The sequence below is a fragment of the Paenibacillus sp. TSA_86.1 genome (genome assembly GCF_052691815.1).
In genome coordinates this window covers 38,283-55,480 of record NZ_JBQZGE010000004.1, presented here as the reverse complement: position 1 = coordinate 55,480, position 17,198 = coordinate 38,283, and the positions used below count along the sequence as shown (strand labels likewise).

Here is a 17,198-nt window from a genome sequence, read left to right as displayed (position 1 = left end):
ATTATAGAAACAGGTATACTAAGATGGGAATGATTGCTTCCTCATTCTAATCCAAGTACAGAGAGGGATCTTATGAGCACTGCCAAAACATGGATTCAACTAAAACTCGTGCTGCCCATATTACTGGGTACAGCCTTGTATGCCTTCGGGCTTCTTTATTTTATTATCCCCAATCAGTTAATGGAAGGCGGGCTTACCGGAGTTACCGTATTAATCAATTATGCCTTTGGTATATCCCCATCACTCACCACTCTTATTTTAAATGTTCCGTTATTTCTGATTGGTCTTAAAGTGCTCGGCAGCAGACAGATGATATACACCGGAGTCGGAATCGGGGCATTGACCTTTTTTCTGTGGCTGTTTGAGAAAATGATTCATCAAGGCTGGATTGAACCATTACATACCGAGAATGACCTCCTCTTGGCCGCATTATATGCAGGAGTTACCTTGGGAGCCGGCCTTGGCATCGTATTTCGCTGGGGAGGAACGACAGGCGGTTCTGACATTATCGCGCGTATCCTGAATCGAAAATATGGATGGAGTATGGGACGTGTGCTGTTAGGCATCGATTTTGTCATCATTGGCATTTCTCTCATCTACATCCCCAAGGAAAAAATCCTGTATACGCTGGTAGCCGTGTTTATTGCATCGAAAGTTATCGATTTTATTCAGGAAGGTGCCTACTCAGCCCGTGCATTTATGATCATCAGCGATCATGCTCCAGAGATTGCTAATCAGATCACCAAGGACATGGATCGCGGCGTTACACTCATTCCAGCCATCGGAGCTTACTCGAAGCAAGCAAAACATATGGCCTACTGTGTCATTTCCAGGCAGGAATTTCGTAGGCTACAGACGATCGTTCGTTCCATTGATCCCAGGGCATTTGTCATTATCAGTGATGTTCACGATGTGCACGGCGAAGGGTTCAAAGAAAGCTAACTCTGCTCTGTTCTACTGAACATGCAAGAAAAAAACCTCTTTCCACATCTCATAGCCATGTCATTGGCTGCTATGTGGCAGGAGGTCTTTTTTTTAGTTTCATGATCGGTGCTGAAGATGACAACATGACTACCGTCGATATGTAAAAATATCCTGCTGCTGGGCACGATATTTGCGATACCCCGCATAACTAAGCACAGCAACGATAACTGAACTAATTGCCAGCCCTGCAGCCCGGCGATCAGGCCCCTGCACGAAAGGTACAAAAGCACTCTCATCTTTCTCTCGTCCAAACAATTGATTCACCAATTCTTCTCCGTGAGCGGTCATGCTCCTAAGCTGTGATACATCAGACTGCTTTGCATATGTCAGCCCTTTGAGATGAGATAACCATGCATCCATCTGTACGATCTGATATGGCTCAAGACGAATGATTGCCGCCGGACGGATTGTTTCATAGTGTTCCTCAAGAACGATAAAGCGATTAGCCAACGTTGTTGCGCCCTGGTTCTGGTCGGCTGCCAGTGATAACGCATCCAGATCATTTTTCACAATTTTATAATATTGAAGCCAGAGCGGTTTCGCCGGATTGGCGAGACTGTCCGCAGCAAGCCTTAGTTTGGCTGATGCCAGCTGAAGAAAGTGTTTATCTCCTTTAAATTTAGCCGCAGCCTCCTTGACTTCTACCACCGTTTCAGATAACGCATGGATGCCCTCAACAGAGGTTTGACCCTCGAACGAGATATGCCCCAGACTATTACTTATACGTGTAATGCTGGCGCGTACCTCCTCCATATTATTTTCGAGCGCTCGGCGATATAATATCGCAGCCTCTTCATTCAATTGTGCAATCGTATAACTTGAGGATACGCCCTGATTCACATTTCGTCTGGATTCATCACTTTGCGCGGATACCCGGTATGAAGCATCTGTCCAAAGCAGCAGAGCCATGAGTGTTACCACCAACCATCCTGCTATACTCCTGAATGTTCTCTTCATGGACATCCCTCCCATCATCAATGTATGGCGAGGGAAAGCGAGTTAGAACAAGCCAAGCCTGTACAATCAAGCTCTTTTGGCCTGCTTTAATGCAAGCCAAGTAGCGAGAATGCTTGCGATGGTCAGCGTAAACGTGAAATTGCGAACAGCCTGTACATGTTGGTACATCGTTGCAGGTAGCCATGGGTAAATGTCGTATGTATAATCCATCGTATCGTTCAGTAGTGTCCAGAGACCTGCCACAATCAACGATAACCAGCGGAAGCCAAAGAAACGTACATAAATCAGTGCTTCAATCGCCATTGCACTGTGGGAAGCGATGAGCATCCAGTCCTGCCAATGCTGCGTGCCTCCTTGTGCCCAGCCAGCAAAGATGATGGCTACTGCCCATACACCATATTTTACAGACGTGACCACAGCGAGAGCCTGGATAACATGCCCAATCCGCTGCAGGACTGCCGACTTCACAGGGTACAACACCCACAACAGGGATAATGTAAAAAACAAACTCGCTGTGGGGCTATCCGGCACAAATACGACCTGCCACACCGGTTGCTGTGCAAGTGTCAGCTTCATTTGCTCACCATACCAGATATAACCGTAAACCGTTCCCAGCGCATTACACCAGAACAAAAGCCACAAGAAATAGCGATTGGTCAAAAACTCCCTGCTCCAAAAAAACGATAAAGCCACGTCCATTGCACCTGCTTTCTCCAAAAGACTTCAAAAAAACCTGACCGCATAACGATCAGGTTTTCTCATTAATTCGATTTTACTGTTCTGCCTTCTGTTTCGCAAGCCATTCAGTGAGATGAGTAATCTCCTCATCTGTTACACCTTGGGCTATAGCATTTTCATACTGAGGCTGCATTCTGTTATAACCTTCTTTTATGATGGTTAAAATTTCTTCCTGGCTGTGTTTGTCTCCCACTCCCCGTAGCGAAGGGCCACCAGCACCTTTCAGATCCGCAGCGTGACAGCTGATACAGCCAGCTTTTTTGTACGTTTCCATCGCAGGATCATCTTTGTCCACAATCGCGACTTCTTCCTTCTGTCCCGGTGCATTGGAAGTAGGCAGTCCCTGTTCATGTTTCTCCAGGGCTTCTTCCTCCCGCTGAATATGCTCCGGCTTCTGTCCTGACGCTTCAAGCTCGTGCTTGTAGTGTGTCCATGCTACGTTTGTCAGATAAAACACCGACATAATGGACAGTAACATTAAGGCCGAAGCTATAGGACGTTTGTAGAAACGACGCTCTTTCCCCGTATCCAGGAAGGGAGCCAGCAGCAGAGCTCCGAATGCGACACCACTGACGCCCAGTACTCCCAACAAGACATAATCTCCGGATGCATAAGGATATTTCAGATACTGATACAGGAAAAGAAAGTACCAGTCCGGCATCGGGATAACCGATGCACTTGGATTAGCCGGATAACCGAGAGGTGCAGGTTCAGAGATGGTCAACACGAGAATGCCGACCAGAACAACAACCCCGACCATCCACTCTTTAAGCAAGAAGTTAGGAATAAATGCTTCCGATTTGCCGGGATACGCCGTGTAATCAGGTGGAGTAATGAATCCCGACCCTTTGCGAACGCGTGAATCACCAACAAAGATAACCTTTTCCTCATCATTGCTCTTGTGTCCGTGAGCCATTACGTTTCCTCCCTTCTTTGGTTTATAGTGGTCCCGAAATGCCCTGTCTGCGGATCATGATAAAGTGTCCGACCAGAAGCACCAGAAGCACCGCAGGGAGGAAGAATACATGCAATGCGAAGAATCTTGTCAGTGTCTGCGCACCAACAATGGTTCCCCCTTGCAGGAATTCTTTAATAATCGGTCCAAGCCAAGGTACGGTGTTGGCAATCTCCAGCGTTACTTTTGTTGCAAAATAAGCTTTGTTATCCCAAGGCAGCAAATACCCTGTCAGACCGAGTCCTAGCATGACGAAGAAAATCAGCATGCCGACAACCCAGTTCATTTCACGCGGAGCCTTGTATGAGCCTGTAAAGAATACACGCATTGTATGTAGGAACATCATGACGATAACCAGACTGGCCCCCCAATGGTGCATACCGCGTACAATCTGACCAAAAGCTACTTTCGTTTGCAAATACTCAACACTTGCATACGCGTTAATAATATCTGGCACGTAATACATTGTCAGGAACATACCTGACAGAATCTGAATAACTGTAATAAAGAACGTCAATCCGCCAAAACAGTATACGAAAGCGGAAAAGTGATGCGCCGGGTTTACGTGCTCAGGCACTTCATGATCCGCAACGTCCCGCCATATTGGCGTGATGTCGAGACGCTCGTCAATCCAGTCATAGACATTTTTAAACATCTGCGTTCACGCCTCCTATTTCACTCGGGTGTTCGGAACAATCTCGCCCAGATAAACCCAGCCTTGTTCTTCCTTAACCACATATTCATCCAGCGGTTTCGGGGCTACGGCAAGATTCTTCCCTTCCTTGTCATAGTGCGCGCCGTGGCATGGGCAATGGTATTCATTCGGATAATTTTTGTCGCTGTTCCAGCCTACTGTACATCCCAGATGTTTACAGATGGGTGAAAGCGCATAAATTTTCCCTTGTTCGTCCTTGCGAATCCAGGCCACCAACGAGGCATTACTCAAATACCATCCATCCTGTTGTTTCAGTTCAAACGTAAATTCTTGAGGTTCATTTGTAATTTTGCTGATTTCAGCCACTTTGACAGAGGTTCCTTCTCCCTTGTGCTGCAAAATAGGGTCCACCGCAAAACGGACCATAGGAAGAATTGCACCGGCGGCCATGTAGGCGGTAGCTCCACCAAGCGTGTACGTCAAAAACTGCCTGCGCGACATCTCCATTTTGCTTGGCGGTTTAATCGAGGCTTCGTGCTGGTCATGCTCACTGCTCATACTGTCTCCAACCCCCTTTTTAAGCCAACTCTCTCAATCGTTTTCATTATCATAAATTCCACGACTTACTAGAACATACATAATCATATAGTAGCCCTAGAACACCGTCAAGAATTTGTCACACATTTTTAAGGTTCAATTGTAAGCGTTGTTAAAAAACTGTTGGAAATTTGTCACATTTGTCGTCAAGATGTCACTTTTTCCACAACTCTCGAATGCACTCCCCGACATGTCGCGCTATTGTTCCTTCTTCAAGTTTTTGAATCAAATCCTGTTGACTCAAAAGTAAATCCGCGGCTGGAATATCCATCTCCACAAACGATCCATCTACTGACATAATTACTACATACTTGAATCCAGAAGCTTTGAGTTCAGCCGACAATGTATTTAATGTCATTGACATTTCTGAACTTGTATAGTGATAGGCCGGGTATGTCATGATTCTACCTTTAAAAGGAATTTCGACCATATCCAGAAAATCCCTCAGCCGTTCTAGCGCTTCAGTCGCTTCAACCGGTGACTGTGTACCTCTCATAGCCGTGAACGGAACAAGGCATGTATCCAGATAAAGTTGCAATTCCGCCCAGCTGTCTTGATTCATCTCACTGAATTTCAATTCCCTATATCCCCTTCCTATCCATTTTATTCCCATATTATATATGAGCATATGTTATAAAGCCAGATATTCATTCAGTTTTTAAGTTAGTATTAAAAAAAAACAAAAAAAGGAATGCGCGACTGCGCATTCCCTTATATTCCAATAATTCATCTATATGGTTTGTCATTGATCTGTTAATTGATCGTCCTCAGTTCATCCGTCAGACTCCGGAAAGCTACTTCGTCTCCGGTAGCTAACGCTTTGTCGATTTCCAAATAAAGCTTCTCACTTTTCTGTTTGCGAAGCGCCTCGTCCCAAACCATCTCAGCTGCCAGCCCCAACATGACTTCATACGTAACTTTCATTTTATCCAATAGGATGCACCTCCAAAACGGATTTAAGAGCTCCTATATTCTCTTCCTTTGATCACATAACCCAGTGAAGTTTTCGACATCCGCTGCAGATCAGCTTCAGTCAATTCACGAATCACTTTGGCAGGTGTCCCCAAAGCGAGAGTATAGGGCGGAATTTTACAATTCTCAGTTACCACAGAGCCAGCTCCAATCAGTGAAAACTCACCAATTTCAGCTCCATTAAGCACAATGGCTCCCATGCCGATCAATGCTCCCGTTCCAATGGTACAACCATGAATGATTGCAGCATGTCCTACGGAGACATCATCTCCCAGAATAAGGGGTTGATCAGTGTTCACATGCCCTACAGCATTATCTTGAATATTACAGCGCTTTCCAATGATGATAGGTGCCAAATCAGCCCGCAGAACTGCATTGAACCACACGGAAGACTCTTCATCCATTTGCAGATCACCTATCAATTTAGAGCCTTCAGCCATGTATATGGAAGGGTGTAGCTGCGGCTTTATACCTTGGTATGGAATTATCATTCGTATCACTCCTTAATTTGGGAGTGATTGTAGCAACTTGTCCTTCACTTGTCAAACGTAATCGGTGCAATATCAGCTGAGATCGAGCGGCAGGATGCTGCAAGTCTTGAACCCCATGCGGTCATTTGTATTGTTTTTCCCTGTTCATGTTCACCTGCACGAATCAAACCCAGATGCAGCATCATTTTAATGATCCGCTTCTCATAAATATTTTCTGCAGTGTCGTAGTAAAACGGCTGGATAAACGGCCCAATTTGCTCAAAGAGCGATTCCATCGTAGACCATTCGCTGGCACACTCGCCTGTCCAGTACACAAGCGAGGACAGGTTTGGAACAGCACCTTTATAAAGTCTTAACCAAAACCGAAACAGCTGTATCATCTCGGACGCCTTCTCGGCTCCTAGCTTCTCTTCACCAGATTCTGTCAGCCTGATACAGCCCTGCTCTTCACGAATCAATCGGTGATGAAACGCATAATCATACAACAATGCAAAGCGATCAGGATAATCCTTGAACGAACGGCCGTATCCGAATCGCCATCCAGCTCTGCCTACCAGTTCCTCAGGGATATGCAGATGCTCCATAAGTTGCTGCTGTGAGCGACGGTACATCATGCCTTCGGCATTCACAGCGATCTCATGTTGCTGAACAAATTTCAGGAACAACTTCATATCGTCTGCCAACAAATGATACTCTTCGCGGTACAAGGACGGCTCTGTCGTTTTAACGATGCCTGCCCGCAGATGGGTAGATAACACATCTCTGAATCTTAGTTTCAGGTCTTGAGGCACTTGATAGAGATATCTTGTCTGTTGTGTAGTCCCATTGAAAAGCCAACCGCTTTTGGTGAACCGGATAATGAGATCACGCGGACTCGAACCTGCCTCACTCTCCTTTTTGTCCATCGATTGACGGGCTATGGCGATGAGCTCCTCCATACCATAAAATTGGCGGGGGTCAAATAAAAGATTGTTCAAAAACCTTTGATCCGCCTGGCTCAATTGACGCACCTGCTGCTCAAAGAATGGTTTGCTACCCAATGTCGTAAGGATGCTCTGGATGAGTTCATGTTTGGAATTAGGCTTACATTCACATTGATAGTAGTCTGCTATTCGATTAAGCTGGCCAATATCAGCAAAAGTCAGCATATCTGCTAGATTCATGGATCCATCGCCTCGCCCGTTCACTGCTTTTAGGTTGCTGATCTGGCCTGCAACAGTGTGGTTTTGTAAACATGGTTGACGGATTCGCCACAATCTAAACCTCTTTTTGTGATTTTTTTTGATTAATCTCATCTTATGCCTCAAAACGATCAATCAGAAGAGAAACAATAGAGTTCATTCATAGTTCTGCACATTCTTTAAAAAGTAAATCATATAAAAAAAACAACCTGAGCTTATCACTCAGATTGTTCAGCGGTATCCATCGTTAGATGTTGCGTGCAATTGTATAGGAGTGGAATCCAGTCGTCACGTTCTTTCTCCAAAATGGTTAAAGACAGATTACCAATGCGTTCTGTATATTGGTCTTGATATAACGCCGTTAACAAGTTGGCCAGAAAAGCACCATGCGTCACAATGAGTATATTCTCATGGGCGCGCGAGAACCATAGATCGTCCAGAAACGCCAGCGCACGCACTTGAATCTCCGAGATATGTTCTTGCCCAAGATCAAGCGTATCCCATGATTTCCCCCAACGCGCAACCCGTTCGTCAGAAGTAAGGCCTTCAATCTGACCAAAACCTCTCTCCTTCAATCGTGCGTCCGGTTCAAGCATAGGTACATGCAGCATCTGTGAAAGGATCTCTCCCGTCTCCTGTGCCCTTGATAAGCCACTCGTCACAATATAGTCCCACTGGTAGGATTCAGACTGCAGACGTCTACCAAGACGTTCTGCTTGCTTGCGTCCTTCCCCATTCAAAGGAATATCGGTCTGCCCTTGTATACGGCCAGCTGCATTCCAATCTGTCAGACCATGACGAATAAGTCCGATCCGCACGTTCATCCCTCATTTCTCTACACGGCGAACGCCAGGTTGGAAACCTACGCACCCACACCTTGTTTACGTTTAGTTGTTGATCGATGCATACGTCCAAGTGAAAACAAAGCCATTCCTATAGCCAGTAGTGACAAAGCCATCCAGTATTGCGGATAAGCTGGCCCCATACTAACAACAAAAGGTTCAATGATGCCGCCTTTATTGGCTTGCGGAATGTCATACTTATACAATTCCGAGGATGAAGCTGTACTTCCGGCAACCCCGGTCTCAAGTATACCCGTTGTCATAACGTTAGATTTCTCAGCTTCTGATACCTCTGGCTTAAACATCGCCATGTACAGGAAGCTGCACAAAAAAATAGCCAGGAACGCTGCAATCCATAAAGACATATGTTTACGGATTGCCGCAGAGAATCGATTAACCTTTGCCTCTTCCGGCAATAGCCATGGAGACTCCGCATAAATCCGGTCCATAACGTTTCGATTGACCCTCTCTGCCTGTTGCTCAGTCACTGGAACCGGGATGCTGTGCAGCAGCACCTGGGCTTCCTCCCAGACTTCAAACTGCTCCGAACACTCTTCACAACCAGCAAGATGTGCTTGAAACACAATTCGCTGTGGATGAGATTCCGGCAAGTCCCAGACCAATGCAAACAGTTCCTGGGCTTCATTGCAATTCATCGGTTCTTCATCCCTTCATATGGCTCGTACATCGGCTCGAAGAAATAAGGCTCCAACTGTGTTTTTACGCTTGACCTTGCCCTGAATAACAGCGATTTGACAGAACTTACACTCTGCCCCAAAATTCCCGCAATTTCCTGATAGTCGAGTTGATCATACTCACGAAGTATAATCGCAGAACGTTGCTTCTCTGGCAGATTGTTAATCGCGTCTCTAACCAGCATTACCCGCTCGCTACGCAGAACAGCATGCTCAGGAGCGTTCTCCATTGGAGCAATGGGAACTACGCCGCTCTCTTCAAGCGGAACATTTCCACTACGCTGTTTGCGAAGCTCACTCAATACCGTATTTCTAGCGATGGTATACAGCCAGGTGGAGAATGAAGCATCCACCTCACGGAAAGAGTGTAAACTGCGGAACGCCTTGTAGAATGTCTCAGAACAGAGATCTTCCGCAAGCAGCTCCATATTGGAACTTTTCAACATATGATATACGAAAGCCAGTATTTTACGCTGATAACGACTCATCAGCTCGGAATATAACTCCACGTTACCTTCCTTGATCTCTCGAATCAACTGGGAATCCGTCATTTGAGTGCGACCCCTCCTCGCCCATCCATGTGCTTCTCCCCGTTCGACTCTATCCATGTATTACCGAACAGGTGTAAAAAAGTTGCGGTTTCAACCGCATAAAAAAAGCGTCCAGCGCCATTCTCGGCCCTTCCGCCAAATTCCCCTATGTAATGGCAATTTCCCCAACGTTTCTACATAACAGTAACATTGTACAACGGTCTGCATCATCCTGGCAAATCCATTGCTATCCACTTTTGCCCGACTTGACATTCATATGCCATCGATTTCGTTGTCATGACTTCCTCATACAGCTTCTTGGAAAGCCTTGCAATTTATAGACGTTACGACCTCTAAAAAGGTTACAAAAATGAGATAACTTTCTCAAAAAAATTACACTTCGATTAGTTAAGTTACAATAAAAATCAGATCATACATGTTATTTTCATTTTTAAACAAAAAAAAGACCGCTTACATAAGCGGCCATTGCTCACGTGGAGCAATACAGTTATTGGATAGGAGTGGAGAGAAACCATACTGTACTTTTATTATATGTATACGTTTTCATTTTGTCAACACTTTGGACAAATTTATTTGTAAAAACTTAGATTGTAAGGAAGAACACAGCCTTTATCCTTAGTAAATGATTGATATCTTAACATAATTTCTCTATAAAAAAGAGGACTTTCGCCCTCTTTTCTGCTTAAATCCATACTTGATATCCAAGGGTATCCAGCAATGCCTTCGCCCGTTCCATATCCTCTTCCTGACGGAAAGACAAGCGCATAATCCCCGGCACATCGACCCGATTCTCAATAATCTCCAGATTACTCAAGTTGATATCATTTGCCCCAAGCTCGGTTGCAATTTTTCCGATCATACCCGGAGCATCCTGCACATCGGTATACAGATCAAATAAAGGCGAGATCATGCCCTTGCGTCGCTCAGGCAATACACTTCGGAATTCCCGCGCCTGACGGAACGCATCTTCAATGCCTTCCCCGTTCCTCTGTTCCAACATCGTTGTAAAAGACAACATTTGGCTGTTCCAGTCCTTAAGCAGCTCCAGCAGGACCTCTCGGTTACTTAGCAGGATATCTCTCCAGACAATGGCGTCACTGGACGCAATGCGTGTGATATCCCTGAAACCACCGGCAGCCAGCATTTTATACAGTGGATTGGATTCATTGTATTCGCGCACCTGATTAACCAGAGCAACAGCAATAACATGTGGCAAATGGCTGATGGCGCCTACTATATCATCATGCAGTAGAGGCTCTACCCGAACAATCTGTGCACGAGTGTACGTCAACAGCTCTGACAAGCGACTGTAAGCCTCCTCAGGTACGTGTAACGACGGGGTCAGAACATAATAAGCATTCTCAAACAACACGGCTGAGGCCGCGTCCACGCCTGCACGTTCTGAGCCTGCCATTGGATGACCCCCGATAAAGTAAGCATCCGTTAAGCGGATATGTTCAGCACAAGCTGCGATCGAAGCTTTTGTACTGCCAACATCCGTAATAATAGAGCCCTTTTTCAGCGGTAACCTGGACAGCTTTTCAAAATAGGATTCAAGTAAGCCAACAGGTACACACAAAAAAATGAAGTCGGCATCCTGCACCGCTTCTTCCAAAGAGAGCGTCGCAGCATCCACCACTCCGCTCGCTATGTACTTGTCTTTTAATTCTTCCTGATGTGCGTAACCCATCACGGTAATCCCGGGCTTGCCTTTAAAGCAAAGCGCAAGTGAACCGCCGATGAGCCCGACACCAATCATTGCAATTTTTATTGTCATGGGTCCTCACTCTTTTCATCGCCAGTATTAAGGGCGTGCTGCCACATTCTCCGCCAGTGTGTTCTCCAGCGCCGCTACAAAAGCACGATTCTGCTCCGCTGTTCCCACAGACACCCGAATGTACGTTGGATAGACGTGAAAGCCCGAACGAACAATAATGCCTTGTTTCAACAAAGACTGAAACGCGGTCGCGGATGGCATGTTCAGATCAACCAAAATGAAATTCCCCTGAGTTGGAAAATAGGTTAAACCCAGTCGTGAAAATTCATGTTGTAGCCATTCCCGATCAGTTGCATTACTCTTAGCACACTCTTGGACAAAGGCTTGATCCTGAAGTGCGGCCTTTGCCGCGACCTGACCGAAGCGGGAGGTATTGAACGGTTCACGCACACGGTTAATCAGATCGATAATCTCCGGACGTGCAATCCCATACCCTATACGGAGCGATGCCAATCCATAAATTTTGGAAAATGTCCGCAAGATAACCAGGTTCGGATAACGCTCAATCAGTGAAATGCTCTGCGGATAAGTATCGTCCGTTACGAATTCATAATAAGCCTCATCCAGCACAACCATTACATGTGACGGAACCTGATCCATAAAAGTCACAAGCTCCTGTTCGGAAACGATCGTACCGGTAGGGTTATTCGGATTGCATACCCAGACGGCTTTGGTTCTGTCATTGATTTGTGCCAGCATAGCCGGCAGGTCATGAGTTCCATTTTTCAAAGGCACCTCAATTGTTACAGCACCTTCGATGTCCGCATTGCTTTTATAAACGGAGAAGGTTTGATCCGCCATAATCGTTTCATCTCCAGGGAGAAAAAACGCCCGGGTGATCAGTGCAATGATCTCATCCGACCCGCATCCAAAGATCAAATGGTCTCTCGCCACTCCCAAGTGCTTGGCAAGAACCTCTGTCAGTTCAGCAGAGCTCCCGTCAGGATAGATACTTACGTTCGCCATTTCTCTCGTAATCGCTTCAAGCACAGCAGGAGAGCTGCCATAAGGGTTCTCATTGGAGGCCAGTTTGATGACTTGCTCCAGCCCCAGCTCACGTTTTACTTCTTCAATCGGTTTGCCTGGCTTGTACACAGGCAGATTGACAATCTGGGATTTCGGTTTCAACTTGACCGCCTCCTATTGTTCTACATTGGAGTAAAATGAGAATGAATCGTTCAACTTATACAGTTATCCTTTTAATTTTGCCACAAAGTTGCGAATTTGCAACAGTCCCGCTTCACGAGTTTCCGCATTTTCAAGCAGTGGAATTGCTTCTTCCACCTGGCGTACAATCGCACTGCCCACAACAACACCATCACAGATGCGGGAAAAGTGGGCTACCTGCTCATGACTGGAGATGCCGAAACCAACGGCAACAGGAAGTTCAGTCAGACTTTTCACTGTTTCAATAAAACGTTCTACACCATCAAAGAAGGAAGCACGTTCTCCGGTTACACCCAAGGAGGAAACACAATATATAAATCCACGTGCTCCGGTGACAATCCGCTCAATCCGGGCATTGGATGTAGGCGCCACAAGCGGAACCAGATGAACCCCGGCCTGATCGGCACGACGACGCATGTCTTCAGCTTCCTCAATCGGTAAGTCCGGGATAATCATGCCACTGATGTCATGTTTAATCAGCTCGTCAAAGAAAATATCCAGCCCGGTTTGCAGAACCGGATTATAATACGTAAACAGGACAAATGGTAACTTCACGCCTGCTTCACGAGCTTTAGCTGCAGTCTCCATCACCGTACGAATCGTAATTTGGCTCTTCAATGCACGCTCGGAAGCGCGCTGAATGACAGGGCCGTCTGCGAGTGGATCGGAATACGGAACACCAAGTTCCAATATGTCTGCTCCAGCCTGCTCCAGTTCTTTGATAATATCGATAGTGGTGTTCACATCAGGGTCACCGACGGTCAGAAACGGAATAAGTGCTGTGCGATTTTGTTCTTTTAATTGCTGGAAGGTTTGGTCCATCAGATTCATTACAAGTTCCCCCCCAAATACTTCATAATGGATTCCACATCTTTATCTCCGCGTCCAGACAGACAGATAACAATAATATCATCCGCTGACATCTCAGGAGCCAGCTTCACAACCTGAGCAACTGCGTGAGCTGATTCCAGCGCAGGAATAATGCCCTCGGTGCGGCTTAACAGTTGCAAAGCATCCAAAGCTTCCTGATCCGTAATCGGGACATATTTTGCCCGTTCAATATCTTTAAGATAAGAGTGCTCCGGTCCAACACCTGGATAATCCAGACCAGCTGAGATCGAGTGCGCAGGCTGAACCTGTCCATATTCATCTTGCAGCAAATAACTCATGGAACCCTGGAATACACCATGTGTCCCCTTACTCATCGTTGCGGCGTGGTAATCCGTATCGACACCTTTGCCCGCTGCTTCAACACCAACCAATTTTACATCCTGATCACCAATAAAAGGATAGAACATCCCGATCGCGTTACTTCCGCCACCAACAGCCGCAACAATGACTTCAGGCAACCTTCCTTCAATCTCCTGAATCTGACGACGCGTCTCGTCACCAATCACGCGCTGGAAATTTCGCACCATCATTGGATAAGGGTGCGGTCCAACGACAGACCCCAATACATAAAAGGTATCTTCTACATTGCTGACCCAATAACGAAGAGCTTCGTTGCCTGCATCCTTCAATGTACGTGTACCAGATGTCACGGGGATCACCTCTGCTCCCAGCAGTTTCATACGGAATACGTTTAACTGCTGACGTTGCGTATCTTCCTCACCCATGAATACTTTGCACTCCAGACCAAGCAGTGCCGCTACTGTTGCTGTTGCTACGCCATGCTGGCCTGCGCCGGTTTCGGCAATGACTTTCTTTTTACCCATCCGTTTGGCGAGTAGCCCTTGTCCAATCGCATTGTTGATTTTATGTGCACCTGTATGATTCAAATCTTCACGTTTGAGATAAATTTTCGGGCCACCCAAGTGACGGGATAATTGTTCTGCATGATAAAGCGGTGTCTCCCGCCCGGAGTATTCACTCAGTAGATAATTCAGTTCCTTGTTAAACTCTTCATCTTCTGAGAAGCGGCTGTATGCTTCTTCTAGTTCAATGAGTGCGTTCATTAGTGTCTCAGGTACAAAACGGCCTCCGAAGGGGCCGAAACGTCCATGTTGATCTGGCAATTGGTGTGTCATGCCTGCTTCACCCTTTCTACAAATGTTGTTATTTTGGTTATATCTTTAAGACCTTCCGTTTCCACGCCACTTGATACGTCAACGCCATAAGGTCTATACGTTTGGATTAAGTGTTGTACATTGTCCGCCTGAAGTCCGCCTGCAACAAACATAGCCACATCATTCTTCGCAGCCCATTCCGCATATGCAGGTATTCGCTCCCAAGCAAATGTTTTGCCGGAACCCCCACCATATAACGGGTCAAAGGTATCAAGCAATATCGCATCTACGAATCCCGCGTAGGCATCTAACCGTTGCAGAGCCACAAGATCGGCATCCTGTCCCGTATCGTCTTTTGGAAAAGAAACCGCCTTGAACACATTCGCATTCCAGCGCTTTTTCACTTGTTCGCAAAATTCAGCACTTTCCTGTCCATGCAACTGGATCACATCCAGAGACACAATTTCCATTACATGCTCCAATTCATGAAAGGTCGGATTAACAAAAACACCTGCAAGCTTTGGCCGTTCATTCACCGGCCATTCCAATAAAACTGATTTTAATGCGGCTGCCTGTTCAGGAGTGATTCGCCGACGAGAGTTGGCAAACACAACACCGATATAGTCCACAGGCAAGTTTATCATCGATTTTAGCACTTCAACGTCCTGAAGTCCACATATTTTTACGGCCGCTGGCAGCGAGTGTCCTTGTTCGGAAGAACTGCTGCCTATACCGTTATTTATCGAGTCATTCATCATTTGGGTCCCATCAGATCATAAACAGCAGCTTCCACATCATCTTTGCGCATAAGATGTTCTCCAACCAAAATACCGTGTACACCAGCTTCAATCAGGGGTTTCGTCGACTCCGCCCCGTCGATCCCGCTTTCACTGATCAGCGTCACACCGGATGGAATCAGCTCCATCAGATCCAGCGTAGTGTTCAGACTGGTTTCGAACGTTTTCAGATTCCGGTTATTGATGCCGACAAGTGTCGCCTCGGGAATATCCAGTACCGTTTCCAGTTCTGCCCGGTCATGTACTTCAATTAGAGCGTCCAGTCCAAGACTTTTTGCATACGTCAGATATTGACGAATCTGCTGGGGTGTAAGAATACTCGCAATCAGCAATATCGCATCTGCTCCGAGAAGTCTAGCTTCAGCGATTTGTAACTCGTCAATAATAAAGTCCTTGCGCAGAAGCGGAATGTTCACTGCCTGATGAATGGCCTGCAAATATTCGTTACTGCCCTGGAAATAGGAAACATCGGTCAGAACGGAGATGCAGTCGGCTCCCGCCCGCTCATATGCAGAAGCAATGTCTACCGGGTGAAAATCCGGACGAATCAAACCTTTCGAAGGCGAGGCCTTCTTCACTTCGGCAATGAGCCCCAGCTTGCGATTGCGTCTGCTTGAAAGCGCCTGCTCAAACCCACGTGCAGCAGGTAATTGTTCAATTTTCCGCATGGCATCGTCCATATTAAAGGTCTGTGCAAGAGTCTGCACTTCTTTATGTTTCGTTGCAACAATTCGATCAAGATACATGATTGTACGCCTCCGTTGTATGAATTAACTGCCCCAGCTTACTAGCCGCCTTACCCGAGTCCACTGCTTCAGCAGCGATTTTAACGCCGTCTGCAATACTGTCCGCAAGGCCAGATACGTAGATACACGCCCCTGCATTCAGTAGCACAACATCCCGGTAAGCACTGTGTTCACCCTGGAATATCCGATGTATAATTTCGGCGTTCTGTGCCGCATCTCCTCCAAGCACCGCTTCGAGCGGATGCAAGGATAGTCCCATGTCACGTGGATCTATGTCATAGGTTTGAACTTCTCCATTACGCAGCTCGGAAACCTGAGTCGGCGCAGAGATGCTAATTTCATCCAGTCCGTCATGGCTTGCGACAACCATCGCTCTTTTCAAACCAAGTCGGTTAAGCACTTCCGCAATCATCGGTGTCCGCGCTCGGTCATATAGACCGAGCAACTGACGATCTGCTCCCGCGGGATTCGTTAATGGCCCTAACATGTTGAAAATGGTTCGAACACCCAGCTCTTTCCTCGGAGCGGCTGCATGACGCATGGACGGATGGTACACCTGTGCAAAGCAGAAACAGATTCCGATCTCATCCAGACACTGTCTGGCCTGTTCTCCATTCAGATGAATATTAACACCAAGCGCTTCCAGTACATCCGCACTGCCTGCTTTGCCTGAAGCTGAACGATTGCCATGTTTGGCCACTCGAACCGAGACGGCCGAAGCGATAATAGCCGATGCTGTAGAAATGTTGAATTTGTGTATACCTGATCCGCCAGTGCCGCACGTATCCAGTAACCCTCTGCCATCTGTCAATATCCGTCCACCCTGCCCGCGCATGGCTTGTGCAAAACCGGTGATCTCATCCACCGTTTCGCCCTTCATACGCAGTGCCATCAGCAAACCTCCGATTTGAGCCGAAGTGGCTTCACCTCTCATGATGGAATACATCAGTTCACGTGCCTCGTCCTGTTCAAGGTGATGACCTTCTAGAATTTTGGCGAGTCCTTGCTTCATTCCTTCTTCCCGAGAAATCGCCGCTTCAGGCAGCACCCGGCTGTCATTCATGATGGGGTTCAAGTTCATTTCCAG

The 17,198-nt window shown here is 46.6% G+C and carries 20 protein-coding genes; 1 reads left to right on the top strand and 19 read right to left on the bottom strand.

What is annotated here, in order from left to right; all coding sequences use genetic code 11:
- Window positions 1-72: 72 nt before the first annotated feature.
- Window positions 73-942 (top strand): YitT family protein, encoded by an 870-nt coding sequence (locus ACUTVW_RS11520; protein WP_445645928.1) that lies wholly within the window; start codon window positions 73-75, stop codon window positions 940-942.
- A 129-nt stretch (window positions 943-1,071) separates the two neighbouring features.
- On the opposite strand, the gene ACUTVW_RS11515 is transcribed toward ACUTVW_RS11520, so the two are convergent.
- The 19 genes from ACUTVW_RS11515 to trpD all read right to left on the bottom strand — a co-directional run bounded on the left by ACUTVW_RS11515 (window position 1,072) and on the right by trpD (window position 17,141).
- Window positions 1,072-1,941, bottom strand: a complete 870-nt coding sequence (locus ACUTVW_RS11515; RefSeq protein ID WP_445645927.1) for a sporulation protein YpjB — start codon at window positions 1,939-1,941, stop codon at window positions 1,072-1,074.
- A gap of 66 nt (window positions 1,942-2,007) precedes the next feature.
- Complete coding sequence (locus ACUTVW_RS11510; protein WP_445645926.1) at window positions 2,008-2,634, bottom strand: DUF1405 domain-containing protein; 627 nt, start codon at window positions 2,632-2,634, stop codon at window positions 2,008-2,010.
- A gap of 79 nt (window positions 2,635-2,713) precedes the next feature.
- Window positions 2,714-3,595, bottom strand: coding sequence for a c-type cytochrome (locus ACUTVW_RS11505; protein ID WP_445645925.1), 882 nt, complete (start codon window positions 3,593-3,595; stop codon window positions 2,714-2,716).
- Window positions 3,596-3,617: 22 nt separating this feature from the next.
- Window positions 3,618-4,289 carry a menaquinol-cytochrome c reductase cytochrome b subunit gene (qcrB, locus tag ACUTVW_RS11500; protein WP_017687726.1) on the bottom strand — a complete coding sequence of 224 codons (672 nt, stop codon included), beginning with the start codon at window positions 4,287-4,289 and terminating at the stop codon, window positions 3,618-3,620.
- Between the two features lie 15 nt (window positions 4,290-4,304).
- The gene (locus tag ACUTVW_RS11495; RefSeq protein ID WP_434750570.1) at window positions 4,305-4,847 is read right to left on the bottom strand and encodes a ubiquinol-cytochrome c reductase iron-sulfur subunit; all 543 of its coding nucleotides are present in this window, start codon (window positions 4,845-4,847) and stop codon (window positions 4,305-4,307) included.
- Window positions 4,848-5,040: 193 nt separating this feature from the next.
- Window positions 5,041-5,463 (bottom strand): DUF2487 family protein, encoded by a 423-nt coding sequence (locus tag ACUTVW_RS11490; protein WP_445645924.1) that lies wholly within the window; start codon window positions 5,461-5,463, stop codon window positions 5,041-5,043.
- Between the two features lie 176 nt (window positions 5,464-5,639).
- Window positions 5,640-5,819: an IDEAL domain-containing protein gene (locus ACUTVW_RS11485; protein ID WP_090917186.1), complete on the bottom strand. Its 180-nt coding sequence runs from the start codon at window positions 5,817-5,819 to the stop codon at window positions 5,640-5,642.
- A 23-nt stretch (window positions 5,820-5,842) separates the two neighbouring features.
- Window positions 5,843-6,349 (bottom strand): gamma carbonic anhydrase family protein, encoded by a 507-nt coding sequence (locus tag ACUTVW_RS11480; protein WP_445645923.1) that lies wholly within the window; start codon window positions 6,347-6,349, stop codon window positions 5,843-5,845.
- 44 nt (window positions 6,350-6,393) lie between these two features.
- Window positions 6,394-7,512, bottom strand: a complete 1,119-nt coding sequence (locus tag ACUTVW_RS11475; RefSeq protein ID WP_445645922.1) for a hypothetical protein — start codon at window positions 7,510-7,512, stop codon at window positions 6,394-6,396.
- A 236-nt stretch (window positions 7,513-7,748) separates the two neighbouring features.
- A complete protein-coding gene (locus tag ACUTVW_RS11470; protein ID WP_445645921.1) occupies window positions 7,749-8,348 on the bottom strand; it encodes a histidine phosphatase family protein in 600 nt (199 codons plus the stop codon).
- Between the two features lie 44 nt (window positions 8,349-8,392).
- Window positions 8,393-9,028, bottom strand: coding sequence for an anti-sigma factor family protein (locus ACUTVW_RS11465; RefSeq protein WP_445645920.1), 636 nt, complete (start codon window positions 9,026-9,028; stop codon window positions 8,393-8,395).
- Complete coding sequence (locus tag ACUTVW_RS11460) at window positions 9,025-9,618, bottom strand: RNA polymerase sigma factor (RefSeq protein ID WP_123066029.1); 594 nt, start codon at window positions 9,616-9,618, stop codon at window positions 9,025-9,027. Before ACUTVW_RS11460 ends, ACUTVW_RS11465 begins: the two co-directional genes overlap by 4 nt.
- A 682-nt stretch (window positions 9,619-10,300) precedes the next feature.
- Complete coding sequence (locus tag ACUTVW_RS11455) at window positions 10,301-11,395, bottom strand: prephenate dehydrogenase/arogenate dehydrogenase family protein (RefSeq protein ID WP_445645919.1); 1,095 nt, start codon at window positions 11,393-11,395, stop codon at window positions 10,301-10,303.
- A 27-nt stretch (window positions 11,396-11,422) separates the two neighbouring features.
- Complete coding sequence (gene hisC / locus ACUTVW_RS11450; protein WP_445645918.1) at window positions 11,423-12,523, bottom strand: histidinol-phosphate transaminase; 1,101 nt, start codon at window positions 12,521-12,523, stop codon at window positions 11,423-11,425.
- A gap of 63 nt (window positions 12,524-12,586) precedes the next feature.
- Window positions 12,587-13,393: a tryptophan synthase subunit alpha gene (gene trpA / locus ACUTVW_RS11445; protein ID WP_445645917.1), complete on the bottom strand. Its 807-nt coding sequence runs from the start codon at window positions 13,391-13,393 to the stop codon at window positions 12,587-12,589.
- Window positions 13,393-14,589: a tryptophan synthase subunit beta gene (trpB, locus tag ACUTVW_RS11440; protein ID WP_445645916.1), complete on the bottom strand. Its 1,197-nt coding sequence runs from the start codon at window positions 14,587-14,589 to the stop codon at window positions 13,393-13,395. Before trpB ends, trpA begins: the two co-directional genes overlap by 1 nt.
- Window positions 14,586-15,323 (bottom strand): phosphoribosylanthranilate isomerase, encoded by a 738-nt coding sequence (locus tag ACUTVW_RS11435; RefSeq protein WP_445645915.1) that lies wholly within the window; start codon window positions 15,321-15,323, stop codon window positions 14,586-14,588. The genes trpB and ACUTVW_RS11435 overlap by 4 nt, the downstream gene beginning before the upstream one ends.
- Complete coding sequence (gene trpC / locus ACUTVW_RS11430) at window positions 15,323-16,111, bottom strand: indole-3-glycerol phosphate synthase TrpC (RefSeq protein WP_445645914.1); 789 nt, start codon at window positions 16,109-16,111, stop codon at window positions 15,323-15,325. The genes ACUTVW_RS11435 and trpC overlap by 1 nt, the downstream gene beginning before the upstream one ends.
- Window positions 16,101-17,141 (bottom strand): anthranilate phosphoribosyltransferase, encoded by a 1,041-nt coding sequence (trpD, locus tag ACUTVW_RS11425; protein WP_445646143.1) that lies wholly within the window; start codon window positions 17,139-17,141, stop codon window positions 16,101-16,103. The genes trpC and trpD overlap by 11 nt, the downstream gene beginning before the upstream one ends.
- Window positions 17,142-17,198: the final 57 nt, after the last annotated feature.